Annotated in this window: 2 protein-coding genes; both read left to right on the forward strand. The window is 74.4% G+C overall.

Annotation, left to right across the window (positions count from 1 at the left end):
- Nucleotides 1-64: 64 nt before the first annotated feature.
- Nucleotides 65-11,791, forward strand: a complete 11,727-nt coding sequence (locus tag ACZ5ON_RS33660) for an SDR family NAD(P)-dependent oxidoreductase (RefSeq protein ID WP_465600730.1) — start codon at nt 65-67, stop codon at nt 11,789-11,791.
- Between the two features lie 424 nt (nt 11,792-12,215).
- Nucleotides 12,216-13,993, forward strand: a 1,778-nt coding sequence (locus ACZ5ON_RS33665; RefSeq protein WP_465600733.1) for a type I polyketide synthase, incomplete at its 3' end; no start/stop codon positions are given.

Here is a 13,993-nt window from a genome sequence, read left to right on the forward strand (position 1 = left end):
GGTTCACCCCGGCTCCGCCCGCAACAACTCGCAGTCATCGACATCTTTTGGTGAGGTTCCAACAGTGGATCAGGAAAAGCTCCTCGACTATCTGAAGCGCGTCACGGCGGATCTGCACCAGACCCGTCAGCGGCTGCGCGAGGCGGAGTCGGGGGACTCCGAGCCGATCGCCCTGGTGTCGATGAGCTGCCGTTTCGCGGGCGGAGTGAACTCCCCCGAGGAGCTGTGGCAGCTGGTGGACGAGGGCCGCGACGCGATCGGCGACTTCCCGACCGACCGCGGCTGGGACATCGAGTCGCTCTTCGACGAGGACCCGGAGAAGCAGGGCACCAGCCACGCCCGTCAGGGCGGATTCCTTTACGGCGCACCGGAGTTCGACGCCGCGTTCTTCGGCATCTCACCGCGCGAGACGCTCGGCATGGACCCGCAGCAGCGCCTGCTGCTGGAGGCATCCTGGGAGGTGCTGGAGCGGGCCGGGATCGACCCGACCTCGCTCAAGGGCAGCCGGACCGGCGTCTTCGCCGGCACCAACGGCCAGGACTACGGCGATCTGCTGTACGACGTCCCCGAGGGCGTGGAGGGCTACACCCTCACCGGCAACTCGGCGGCCGTGCTCTCCGGCCGGGTGTCCTACACCTTCGGTCTGGAGGGCCCGGCGGTCACCGTCGACACCGCCTGCTCCTCCTCGCTGGTCGCGCTGCACCTCGCCGTGCAGGCCCTGCGCCAGCGGGAGTGCTCGCTGGCGCTGGCCGGCGGTGTCACGGTGATGTCCAGCCCGCGCGCGTTCGTCCAGTTCAGCCGCCAGCGCGGTCTCGCCGCCGACGGCCGCTGCAAGTCCTTCGCCGCCGCGGCCGACGGCACCGGCTGGGGCGAGGGCGTCGGCGTGCTGCTGCTGGAGCGGCTCTCCGACGCCCAGCGCAACGGGCACCCGGTCCTGGCCGTGATCCGGGGCTCGGCCGTCAACCAGGACGGCGCGTCCAACGGCCTGACCGCCCCCAACGGTCCGTCCCAGCAGCGCGTCATCCGCCAGGCGCTGGCCTCCGCCGGGCTGACCCCGGCCCAGGTCGACGTGGTCGAGGCGCACGGCACCGGCACGGTCCTCGGCGACCCGATCGAAGCCCAGGCCCTGCTCGCCACCTACGGTCTCGAGCGCCCCCAGGACCAGCCGCTGTGGTTGGGCTCGGTGAAGTCCAACCTCGGTCACACCCAGGCCGCCGCCGGTGTCGCTGGCGTGATCAAGATGGTCATGGCGATGCGGCACGGCACCCTGCCGAAGACCCTGCACCTGGACGAGCCCTCGCCACACGTGGACTGGTCCTCGGGCGGCGTCGCGCTGCTGGAGCAGGCCCGGCCGTGGCCCGAGACCGGTGAGCCGCGCCGCGCCGGCATCTCCTCCTTCGGCGTCAGCGGCACCAACGCCCACACCATCATCGAGCAGGCTCCCGAGCAGGCCGCCGAGTCCAAGGAACGGCAGCCCGCCGCCGGGCTGCTGCCGCACCTGGTCTCCGCCCGGACCGCTGAGGCACTGCGCGCCCAGGCCGCCCGGCTGCGCGCCCACCTGGACACCGTCCCCGACCTCGGCCAGGCCGATCTGGCCCACTCGCTGGCCACCACCCGAGCCGCCCTCGACCACCGGGCCGCCGTCCTGGCCACCGACCGCGCCGAGCTGCTGGCCGGACTGGACGCCCTCGCCGCCGGCGAGGACGCCCCCAACCTGGTCCAGGGCGTCGCCGCCGCCGACGGCCGCACCGCCTTCCTGTTCACCGGTCAGGGCAGCCAGCGCGCCGGGATGGGCCAGGAGCTGCACCGCGAGTTCCCGGCGTTCGCCGCCGCGTTCGACGAGGTGTGCGCCGCGTTCGACGCGCACCTGGAGCGCCCGCTGCGCGAGGTGGTCTTCGGCGGCGAGGAGCTCGACCAGACCGGCTACACCCAGCCCGCGCTGTTCGCCGTCGAGGTGGCACTGTTCCGCCTGGTCGAGTCCTGGGGCCTGACCCCCGACTTCCTGGCCGGCCACTCGATCGGCGAGCTCGCCGCCGCCCATGTCGCCGGCGTGTGGTCGCTCGCCGACGCCGCCGCGCTGGTCGCCGCGCGCGGCCGCCTGATGCAGCAACTGCCCGCCGGCGGCGCGATGGTGGCGATCGAGGCCGCCGAGGACGAGGTGCTGCCGCTGCTCACCGCCGAGGTGGGCATCGCCGCCGTCAACGGGCCCACCGCCGTGGTGGTCTCCGGCGCCGAGGGCGAAGTCCTGGCGGTCGCCGGCCACTTCGAGGAGCTCGGCCGGAAGACCAAGCGGCTCACCGTCAGCCACGCATTCCACTCGCCGCTGATGGACGGCATGCTGGACGCCTTCCGCGAGGTCGCCGAGGGCCTGGAGTACCGGCCCGCGCGCCTGCCGATCGTCTCCACCGTCACCGGCGCCTCGCTGTCCGCCGAGGAGATCGGCTCGCCGGAGTACTGGGTCCGCCACGTCCGCGAGGCGGTCCGTTTCCTCGACGCGGTCCGCAGGCTCGACGACAGCGGCGTCACCACCTACCTGGAACTCGGCCCCGACGGCGTCCTCACCGCGATGGCCCAGCACTGCCTCGCCGAGGACCGGGACGACGTCGCCCTGGTGCCCGCGCTGCGGGCCGGCCGCCCCGAGCGGCAGTCGCTGCTGACCGCGCTCGCCCGGGTGCACGTCCACGGCGCCGCGCCCGACTGGAAGGCCGTGTCGGCCGACTGGGGCGGCAGCCGGGTCGCGCTGCCCACCTACGCGTTCCAGCGCCGCCGCCACTGGCCCGAGCCGCCGGCCGGCTGGCTCGGCGACATCACCTCCGCCGGTCTCGGAGCCGCCGACCATCCGCTGCTCGGCGCGGCAGTCGCGCTCGCCGACGCCGACGGCGTGCTGTTCACCGGACTGCTCTCGCTGCAGACCCACCCCTGGCTCGCCGACCACGCGGTCATGGGCACCGTCCTGCTGCCCGGCACCGCCTTCGTCGAACTCGCCATCCGCGCCGGCGACCACGTCGGCTGCCACCGGCTCGCCGAACTGACCCTGGAAGCCCCGCTGGTGCTGCCCGAGCGCGGTGCCGTCCAGCTCCAGCTCGCCGTCGGCGAGGCGGACGCCACCGGAAGCCGCAGCTTCACCCTGCACTCCCGCCCGGAGCCCGAGGACGGTGCCGTCCGGACCGCCGAGCACGCCTGGACCAGGCACGCCACCGGTGTCCTCGCCAACGCCGGCCGTAGCGGCGAGCCGCTCGGCCAGGACAGCTGGCCGCCGGCCGGCGCCGTCCCGGTCGAGACCGAGGGCCTGTACGACTACCTGGCCGAGGCCGGATTCGGGTACGGCCCAGTCTTCCAGGGCCTGCGCGCCGCCTGGCAGCTCGGCGACGAGATCTTCGCCGACGTGCGGCTGCCCGAGCAGGCCAAGGCCGACGCCCGCCTGTTCGGCCTGCACCCCGCGCTGCTCGACGCGGCCCTGCACGGCGTCGGCATGGGCACCCTGCTGCGCCCCAGCGAGTCCGGGCGGCTCCCGTTCGCCTGGAGCGGCGTCACCCTGCACGCCTCGGGCGCCGACACCCTGCGGGTCCGGCTCGCCCCGGCCGGTGAGGACGCCGTCACCGTCACCGTCGCGGACGCCACCGGCGCGCCCGTCGCCACCGTGGAGAAGCTGCTGCTGCGCCCGGTCTCGGCGGCCCAGGTGCACGCCGCGCGGGCGGTGCACCACGAGTCGCTGTTCACCGTGGAGTGGCAGCCCGCCCCGCTCGCCGGCCCGGACGCCTCCTTCGACCGCTGGGCGCTGCTCGGCGAGGACACGCTCGGCCTCGGTCTGCCCGCGCACACCGACCCCGCGCTGCGCCCCGACACGGTGCTGACCGTGGTCGCCACCGAGCCCGGCGAGGGTGCCGAGGCCGCGCACGCGGCGGTGCGGCGGGCACTCGTCCTGGTGCAGGAGTGGCTGGCCGACGAGCGCTTCGCCGACGCCCGCCTGGTGCTGGCCACCCGTGGCGCGATGGCCGTCACACCCGGAGAGGACGTCACCGACCTCGGCGCCGCCGCCGTCTGGGGACTGGTCCGCTCCGCGCAGTCCGAGCACCCGGACCGCCTGGTCCTGGTGGACCTCGACGCCGACGAGCGCTCCCGGCAGGCCCTCGCGGCCGCCGTCGCGGCCGATGAGCCGCAGCTCGCACTCCGCGGCGGAGCCGTCCACGTACCCCGGCTCGCCCGGGTGACCGCAGCCGATGCCGAGACCCCGGCGTTCGCCCCCGAAGGCACCGTCCTGGTCACCGGCGCCACCGGCACCCTCGGCGCGCTGGTCGCCCGCCACCTGGTCACCGCACATGGTGTCCGGCGGCTGCTGCTGGTCTCCCGCCGGGGCGTCGAGGCCGCCGGAGCCCCCGAACTCCTCGCCGAACTCGCCGAGTCCGGCGCCGAGGTGACCCTGGCCTCCTGCGACGTCGCCGACCGCGCGGCCCTCGCCGCGCTGATCGCCGAGCACCGCCCGACCGCGGTGGTGCACACCGCAGGCGTCCTGGCCGACGGCATCGTCTCCTCGCTCACCCCCGAGCGGGTCGACACCGTGCTCCGCCCGAAGGCGGACGCGGCCTGGCACCTGCACGAACTGACGAAGGATCAGAACCTCTCCGCCTTCGTGCTGTTCTCGGCCGCCGCCGGCACCCTCGGCGGACCCGGCCAGGCCAACTACGCCGCCGCCAACGCCTTCCTGGACGCGCTCGCCCACCACCGCCGGGCCGCCGGCCTGCCCGCCACCGCGCTGGCCTGGGGCCTGTGGGCCGAACGCAGCGGCATGACCGGCACCCTGGACACCGCCGACCTCGACCGCATCAACCGGGCCGGTGTCGCCGCACTGTCCTCCCGCGAGGGCCTGTCGCTGCTGGACACCGCGACCGCCCTCGGCGGCGCGTCGTACGTCCCGATGCGGCTCGACCTCACCGCGCTGCGCGGCCAGGCCGCCTCCCCGGCGCTGCCCGCCCTGCTGCGAGGGCTGGTCCGCGCACCGGCCCGGCGCACCGCGCAGGCGGCCGACGCCGGTGAGGGCGGTTTCGCCCAGCAGCTGGCCGCCATCCCGGCTGCCGAGCGGGCGAAGGCGCTGCTCGCCCTGGTCACGGCACACGTCGCCGGAGTGCTCGGCCACGCCGGAGCGGACGCGATCGAGCCCCAACTCGCCTTCAAGGAGCTGGGCTTCGACTCGCTGACCGCCGTCGAGCTGCGCAACCGCTTGAACGCCGCGACCGGACTGCGGCTGCCCGCGACCCTGGTCTTCGACTACCCGACCCCGGCCGCCCTGGCCGAGCAGTTGGGCGGCGAACTGCTCGGCTCGGTCGAGGCGGTGGCCGCTGCCGCCGCCACGACGGCCGCCGGGGACGACGACCCGATCGCCATCATCGGCATGGCCTGCCGCTACCCCGGTGGGGTGACCTCTCCGGAGGACCTGTGGCGGCTGGTGTCCGAGGGCGGCGACGGCATCTCCGACTTCCCCGCCGACCGAGGCTGGAACCTGGACGCGCTCTACGACCCCGACCCCGAGCGTCAGGGCACCTCCTACGCCCAGCAGGGCGGCTTCCTGCACGACGCCAGCGCCTTCGACCCCACCTTCTTCGGCATCAACCCGCGCGAGGCCCTCGCCATGGACCCGCAGCAGCGGCTGCTGCTGGAGGCGTCCTGGGAGGCGTTCGAGCGGGCCGGAATCGATCCGACCAGCCTGCGCGGCAGCCGTACCGGCGTGTTCGCCGGCGTGATGTACCACGACTACGTCTCCCGGCTCCCCGCGATCCCCGAGGGCGTCGAGGGCTACCTGGGCACCGGCAGCTCCGGCAGTGTCGCCTCGGGCCGGGTGTCCTACACCTTCGGCCTGGAGGGTCCGGCGGTCACCGTCGACACCGCCTGCTCCTCCTCGCTGGTCGCCCTGCACCTGGCGAGCCAGGCGCTGCGCTCGGGCGAGTGCACGCTGGCGCTGGCCGGCGGTGTCACGGTGATGTCCACGCCGGACACCTTCGTGGACTTCAGTCGGCAGCGCGGGCTCGCCGCGGACGGCCGCTGCAAGTCGTTCTCCGCCGACGCGGACGGGACAAGCTGGGCCGAGGGCGTGGGCATGCTGCTGGTCGAGCGGCTGTCGGACGCCCGCCGCAACGGCCACCCGGTGCTGGCCGTCGTACGCGGTACGGCAGTGAACCAGGACGGCGCCTCCAACGGCCTGACCGCGCCGAACGGCCCCTCGCAGCAGCGGGTGATCCGCCAGGCCCTGGCCAACGCCGGACTGTCCGCCGACCAGGTGGACGCGGTCGAGGCGCACGGCACCGGCACCACCCTGGGCGACCCGATCGAGGCGCAGGCGCTGCTGGCCACCTACGGCCAGGAGCACGCCGAGGACCGGCCGCTCTGGCTGGGTTCGATCAAGTCCAACCTCGGCCACACCCAGGCCGCCGCCGGCGCGGCCGGCGTGATCAAGATGGTGATGGCGATGCGGCACGGTGTGCTGCCGCAGACCCTGCACGTCAGCGAGCCGTCCCCGCACGTGGACTGGTCGGCGGGCGCGGTCTCGCTGCTCACCGAGGCGCAGCCGTGGCCGGAGACCGGCCAGCCGCGCCGGGCCGGTGTCTCGTCGTTCGGCGTCAGCGGCACCAACGCCCACGCGATCATCGAACAGCCTCCCGCACAGGACACCGGGCAGAGCAGCCGGCCCGAGACCCGCCCCGGCACCGTGGCGTGGGTGCTGTCCGCGAAGACCCGCGAGGCGCTGAGCGCCCAGGCGGCCAGGCTGCACCAGCAGCTGGCCGACAGCCGGATCGACCTGGCCGACATCGGCTGGTCCCTGGCCACCACCCGCGCCCGCCTCGAACAGCGCGCCGCCGTGGTCGGCAGCGACCCGGCCGAGCTGCTGCGCGGCCTGGAGGCCCTGGCCCGCGGAGCGTCGGCGGGCAACCTGGTGGAGGGCCTGACAGCGGCCGGCACCGGCCGTGCGGCGTTCCTGTTCACCGGTCAGGGCAGCCAGCGGGCCGGTATGGGCGCAGAGCTGTACGACAGCCACCCGGCTTTCGCCGAGGCCTTCGACGCGGTCTGTGCGGAGCTGGACCGGCACCTGGACCGTCCGCTGCGCGAGGTGGTGTTCGGCGGCGAGGAGTTGGACCAGACCGGGTACACCCAGCCCGCGCTGTTCGCGATCGAGGTGGCGCTGTTCCGCCTGGTGGAGTCGTGGGGTGTGCGGCCGGACTTCCTGGCCGGGCACTCGATCGGTGAGATCGCCGCCGCGCACGTCGCCGGGGTGCTCTCGCTCGGGGACGCCGCCAAGCTGGTGGCCGCCCGTGGCCGCCTGATGCAGCAACTGCCCACCGGCGGAGCCATGGTGGCGGTCCAGGCCGCCGAAGCCGACGTCCTGCCGCTGCTCACCGACGACCTGGGGATCGCCGCCGTCAACGGGCCGAACTCGGTGGTGATCTCCGGTGCCGAGGCCTCGGCTCTCGAGGTCGCGGAGCAACTGGCGGCCCAGGGGCGGAAGACCAAGCGGCTCACCGTCAGCCACGCGTTCCACTCGCCACTGATGGAGCCGATGCTGGCCGAGTTCCGGGCCGTCGTCGAGGGTCTGACCTTCGCCGAACCGCGCATCCCGATCGTCTCCACCCTCACCGGGGAGCTCGGCGACGAGCTGCGCAGCGCCGAATACTGGGTGCGCCACGTCCGCGAGGCGGTCCGATTCCACGACGCCATCCAGGCCCTGGAGCGCGAAGGCGTCCGCACCTTCCTGGAGTTGGGCCCGGACGGGACCCTCTCCGCGATGGGCCAGGAGTGCGTGAGCGAGGACGCGGTGTTCACCCCCGTCCTGCGCCGCGACCGCGCCGAGGCGCAGAGCTTCACCACCGCGCTGGCCCAACTGCACGTCCGTGGCGTGGAGCTGGACTGGCAGGCCGTGTACGCGGGCACCGGCGCGCGGCGCGCCGACCTGCCGACCTACGCCTTCCAGCGCGAGCGGTACTGGCTGGAGGCGCCCGCGCTGTGGGCCGTCGACGTCGCCTCCGCCGGTCTGGTCGCCCCCGAGCACCCGCTGCTCGGCGCCGCCGCCCCGCTGGCCGAGTCGGACGGCTACCTGTTCACCGGCCGGCTCTCCCTGGACACCCACCCCTGGCTGGCCGACCACGCCGTCTCGGGCACCGTGCTGCTCCCGGGCACCGCCTTCGTCGAGCTCGCGGTCCGGGCCGGCGACCAGGTCGGCTGCGACCGGCTGGCCGAACTCACCCTGGAGGCACCGCTCGTCCTGCCGGAGACCGGCGCGCGCCAGTTCCAGCTCTGGGTCAACCCGGCGGACGAGAGCGGCACCCGGCCGTTCAGCCTGTACTCCCGCGCCGAGGACTCCGACCCCGACGAGCCGTGGACCCGGCACGCCAGCGGCGCGCTCGCCGACGGCGTCCCGGACCAGGAGCCGGCCGACCTCACCGTCTGGCCGCCCGCGGACGCCACGGCCGTCGAGGTCACCGGACTGTACGAGCGCCTGGCCGGCGGCGGATTCGCCTACGGTCCCACCTTCCAGGGCCTGACCGCCGCCTGGCAGCGCGGCGAGGAGATCTTCGCCGAGGTCGCCCTGCCGCAGCACGCCGAGTCGGACGGCAGCCTGTTCGGAGTCCACCCCGCACTGCTGGACGCCGCGCTGCACGGCACCTTCCTCCAGCAGACCGGCGCCGAGCAGGGACGACTGCCGTTCGCCTGGAGCGGCGTCACCCTGCACGCCGCCGGGGCGACCACCCTCCGGGTCCGGATCACCCCGCAGGGGACCGACTCGGTCGCCCTCGCGCTCGCCGACGGCACCGGCGCACCGGTGGCCACCGTGGAGTCCCTGGTCCTGCGCCCGGTCGCCACCGAGCAGCTGCGCGAAGCCCGCGCCGCCCACCACGACTCGCTGTTCGAGGTCGAGTGGACCGCGCTCCCGGCGACGGCGGGCACGGCCGGCCGCTGGGCCGTCGTCCAGGGTGCCGAGCTCTCCGCCGACCTGCGCAAGGCCGGCATCGAGACCGGGGAGTACGCCGACCTCGCCGCGCTGGCCGCAGCCGTCAAGGCGGGTGCGCCCGCCCCGGACACGGTGCTCGTCCCCTTCGTCCCGGCGGAGCGGACCACCGCCGCGCCGACCGCCGACGCCGTACGCGCCGCCACCCACCGGGCCCTCGCGCTCGCACAGGCCTGGCTGGCCGACGGCTCGTTCGGCGGGGCCCGCCTGGTCCTGGTCACCCGGGGAGCCGTCGCGACGGCCGCCGGCGAGGAGCTCGCCGACCTGTCGCAGGCTGCGGTGTGGGGCCTGATCAGGTCCGCCCAGTCGGAGAACCCGGACCGCTTCGTGCTGCTCGACCTGGACACCGCCGGGTCCTCGATCGCCGCCGTCCCCGGGGCGCTGGCCGCCACCGAGACGGAACTGGCTATCCGCCAGGGCACCTGCCACGCCGCCCGCCTGGCCAGGATCCCCGTCGACGCGGCCCTCACCCCGCCCGAGGACGCCGTCGCCTGGCGGCTCGGCATCCCCGTCAAGGGCACCCTGGAGAACCTCCGGCTGATCGAGTTCCCGGCCGCCGTGGCACCGCTCGACCCCGGATACATCCGGATCGGCGTCCGCGCCACCGGACTCAACTTCCGCGACGTGCTCAACGCCCTGGGCATGTACCCGGGCAACGCCGGACTGCTCGGCCTCGAAGGCGCGGGCGTCGTCCTGGAGGTCGGCCCCGGAGTCACCGATCTCGCCGTCGGCGACCGGGTGTTCGGCATGCTCTCCGGCGGCTTCGCGCCGGTCACCGTCACCGACCGGCGCATGGTCGCCAAGATGCCCGAGGAGTGGACGTATCCCGAGGCCGCGTCCGTCCCCGTGGTGTTCCTCACCGCGTACTACGCCCTGATCGACCTCGCCGACCTGCGGGCCGGCGAGTCGATCCTGGTGCACGCCGCCGCAGGCGGCGTCGGCATGGCCGCTGTCCAGCTCGCCCGCCACCTCGGCGCCGAGGTCTACGGTACGGCCAGCCCGGGCAAGTGGGGCACCCTGCGCGAACTCGGGCTGGACGACCTGCACATCGCCTCCTCCCGCGACCTCGCCTTCGAGCAGAGCTTCCTGGCCGCCACCGGGGGGCGGGGCGTGGACGTCGTCCTCGACTCGCTCGCCCGCGAGTTCGTCGACGCCTCGCTGCGCCTGCTGCCGGGCGGCGGACGCTTCGTCGAGATGGGCAAGACCGACATCCGGGACCCCGAGCAGGTCGCGGCCGAGCACCCCGGCGTCCGCTACCGGGCCTTCGACCTGATCGAGGCCGGTCCGGACCGCATCAACGAGATGCTCACCGCCGTGATCGCCCTGTTCGAGCAGGGGGCCCTGCGGCACCTCCCGGTCACCGCATGGGACATCCGCCGGGCTCCCGAGGCGTTCCGCCACGTCAGCCAGGCCAAGCACATCGGCAAGGTGGTCATCACCGTGCCCGCCCCGCTGGACCCGCAGGGCACCGTCCTGGTCACCGGCGCCACCGGCACCCTCGGCGCCCTGGTGGCACGTCATCTGGTCACCGAACACGGCGCCCGCCGGCTGCTGCTCACCAGCCGGCGCGGCCTCCAGGCCCCCGGCGCGCCCGAACTCGCCGCCGAACTGGAGCAGCTGGGAGCCGAGGTCACCGTCGCGGCCTGCGACGCCGCCGACCGCGACGCCCTCGCCGCCCTGCTCGCGGAGCTCGCCCACCCGCTCACCGCGGTGGTGCACACCGCCGGAGTCATCGACGACGGTGTGGTGGCCTCCCTCACCCCCGACCGGGTGGACACCGTGCTTCGGCCCAAGGTGGACGCCGCGCTCAACCTGCACGAGCTCACCGCCTCCGCCGACCTCGCGGCGTTCGTCCTGTTCTCCTCCGTCGCCGGTACCTTCGGCGGCGCCGGGCAGGGCAACTACGCGGCCGCCAACGCCTTCCTCGACGCCCTGGCCAGGCAGCGCAGCGCGTCCGGCCTGCCAGGCCTCTCGCTGGCCTGGGGCCTGTGGGCGGAGAGCAGCGGCATGACCGGCACGCTGTCGGAGGCCGACCTGCAGCGGATGGCCCGGGGCGGCATCACCCCGCTCGCCTCCGCCCAGGGCCTGGCCCTGCTCGACACCGCCGCCACCGTCGGCCGGCCCGCCCTCGCCCCGATGGGCCTGGACGTCGCCGGGCTGCGCAACGCCGACCCGGCCGCCGTACCGCCGCTGCTGCGCGGCCTGGTGCGCACGCCGGTGCGGCGCGCCGTACGGGCGGCGGCCGCCGCCGCGGCCGAGGGCCCGAGCCTGGAACAGCGCCTGGCCGGGCTGGGGGAGGAGGAGCGCCGCAAGCTCCTGCTGGAGCTGGTCTGCACCCAGGTCGCGGCCGTGCTCGGACATCCGGGACCGGAGGCAGTCGAGCCCGAACGGGCCTTCAAGGAGCTGGGTTTCGACTCCCTCACCGGCGTCGAACTGCGGAACCGGATGAACGCGACCACCGGACTGCGTTTCTCCGCGACCCTGGTCTTCGACCACCCGACCCCCGCCGCGCTCGCCGAGCTGCTGCTCGCCGAGACCGCTCCGGCCGCCCCGACGGAGCCGCTGCTGGCCGAACTCGACCGCCTGGAGGCCGCGTTCGACGCCACCCCGGTGCCTGACGGGGAGGCCCGCACCACGCTGGCGGCCAGGCTCCAGGCGCTGCTCGGCCGACTGTCCGCCGTTGCCGCCACCGAGCCGGCGGCTCCGGCCGTCGACACCGAGCAGCTCAAGGGCGCCTCGGACGAGGAACTGTTCGCCTTCATCCACGAGCAGCTCGGCCGGTCGCAGGCGGACGGCTGACCGCTCGGCGCGAACCGCTGACCGCGGTCCGCGGATGCGGCCCCGGCCCGGACGCCATCGGTGTCCGGGCCGGGGCCGGCCGCGTTGGCCGCGACGCCCAGGGTTCCCCGTCCTCGCGGCCGGGTACGTCGGCCCGTAGCCGTCCCCGCTTTTCCGGGGCGGCCCATATTCCGGCTATTGCCGAAGCGGTGGCCCCTAGGGGCCGGATAGGGGTTGAGGCCCGATCCGGCCGAACCATAATCTCGGATCGCGAATTGCAATAGGCGATCCCGGCGAAGCTCCTGGTGCCCGAAGTTGCCGACAACTTCGCCCAGGGGCTTTCCTGCATGTCGTCGGCCGTTGCCGAGAGAGCTGCGAGTTCCTGTCGGTGAAATCCGTCGAAACGACGTGAGCCGACTGGATGCGTTGAAGAGGTGGGCATTTAATGGCGAATGAAGAAACGCTTCGTGACTACCTCAAGTGGGTCACGGCCGATCTGGCCCAAACCCGCCAGCGTCTCCAGGAGGTGGAGGCGGCGGACCACGAGCCGATCGCGATCGTCGGAATGAGCTGCCGGTTCCCCGGCGACGTCACTTCCCCGGAAGGGCTCTGGCGGCTGGTCAGCGAGGGCCGCGACGCTGTCGACGGATTCCCCGTCAACCGCGGCTGGGACCTCGACTCCATCTACCACCCGGACCCCGAGCACCCGGGCACCTCGTACGTCAACGAGGGCGGATTCCTGCACCGGGCAACCGAGTTCGACCCGGCGTTCTTCGGCATCTCGCCGCGCGAGGCGCTGGGCATGGACCCGCAGCAGCGCCTGCTGCTGGAGACCTCCTGGGAGGCGTTCGAGCGGGCGGGCATCGACCCGGCCACGCTGCGCGGCAGCCGCACCGGTGTCTTCGCCGGTGTCATCTACCACAACTACGCCGCCCGGCTGCACTCCGTCCCCGAGGGCGTCGAGGCGTTCCTGGGCACCGGCAGCTCCGCCAGCATCGCCTCCGGCCGGGTGGCATACGCCCTGGCCCTGGAAGGGCCGGCCGTCACCATCGACACGGCCTGCTCCTCCTCCCTGGTCGCGCTGCACCTCGCCGTGCAGTCGCTGCGTTCCGGTGAGTCCACGCTGGCCCTGGCCGGCGGTGTCACCGTGATGTCCACCCCCGAGGCGTTCGTCGACTTCAGCCGCCAGCGCGGACTGGCCGCCGACGGGCGCTGCAAGGCGTTCTCGGCCGACGCGGACGGCACCGGCTGGGGCGAGGGCGTCGGCATGCTGCTGCTGGAGCGGCTGTCGGACGCGCGCCGCAACGGGCACCCGGTCCTTGCCGTGGTGCGCGGTACGGCGGTGAACCAGGACGGCGCGTCCAACGGCCTCACCGCGCCGAACGGCCCGTCCCAGCAGCGGGTGATCCGCCAGGCACTGGAGAACGCGCAGCTGACGTCTCGTCAGGTCGACGCGGTCGAGGCGCACGGCACCGGCACGGTCCTCGGCGACCCGATCGAGGCCCAGGCCCTGATCGCCACCTACGGCCAGGACCGCCCCGAGGACCGCCCGCTCTGGCTCGGCTCGGTCAAGTCCAACCTCGCCCACACCCAGGCGGCCGCCGGTGTCGCCGGTGTGATCAAGATGGTGCTGGCCATGCAGCACGGAGTGCTGCCGCGGACCCTGCACGCCGGTGAGCCGTCCCCGCACGTCGACTGGGCCGAGGGCTCGGTGCGGGTGCTCGCCGAGGAGCAGCCCTGGCCGGAGACCGGCGAGCCGCGCCGGGCCGGTGTGTCCTCGTTCGGCTTCAGCGGTACCAACGCGCACGCGATCCTGGAGCAGGCTCCCGCCACCGAGACGGCGGCGGCCGAGGAGCCGGCCGGGTCTCCCGTGGTGCTGCCCTGGACGCTGTCCGGCCGGACGGCGGAGGCGCTGCGCGAGCAGGCCGGACGTCTTCTGGCCCGGGTGGCCGCCGAGCCGGAGCTCTCCCCGGTCGACGTGGGCTTCTCGCTGGCGACCACGCGCTCGGTGTTCGAGCATCGGGCGGTGCTGGTGGGTTCGGGGCGGGACGAGCTCTGCGCGGGTCTGGAGGCGCTGTCGCGGGGTGGGTCTGCGGTGCGGTCGGTGGTCGGCGTGGCCGGTACGGCTGGTCGGACGGCGTTCCTGTTCGCGGGGCAGGGGAGCCAGCGGGTCGGGATGGGCGCCGAGTTGTACGAGGCGTTCCCGGCTTTCGCCGAGGCTTT

This window comes from Kitasatospora sp. NPDC032150, assembly GCF_055579945.1.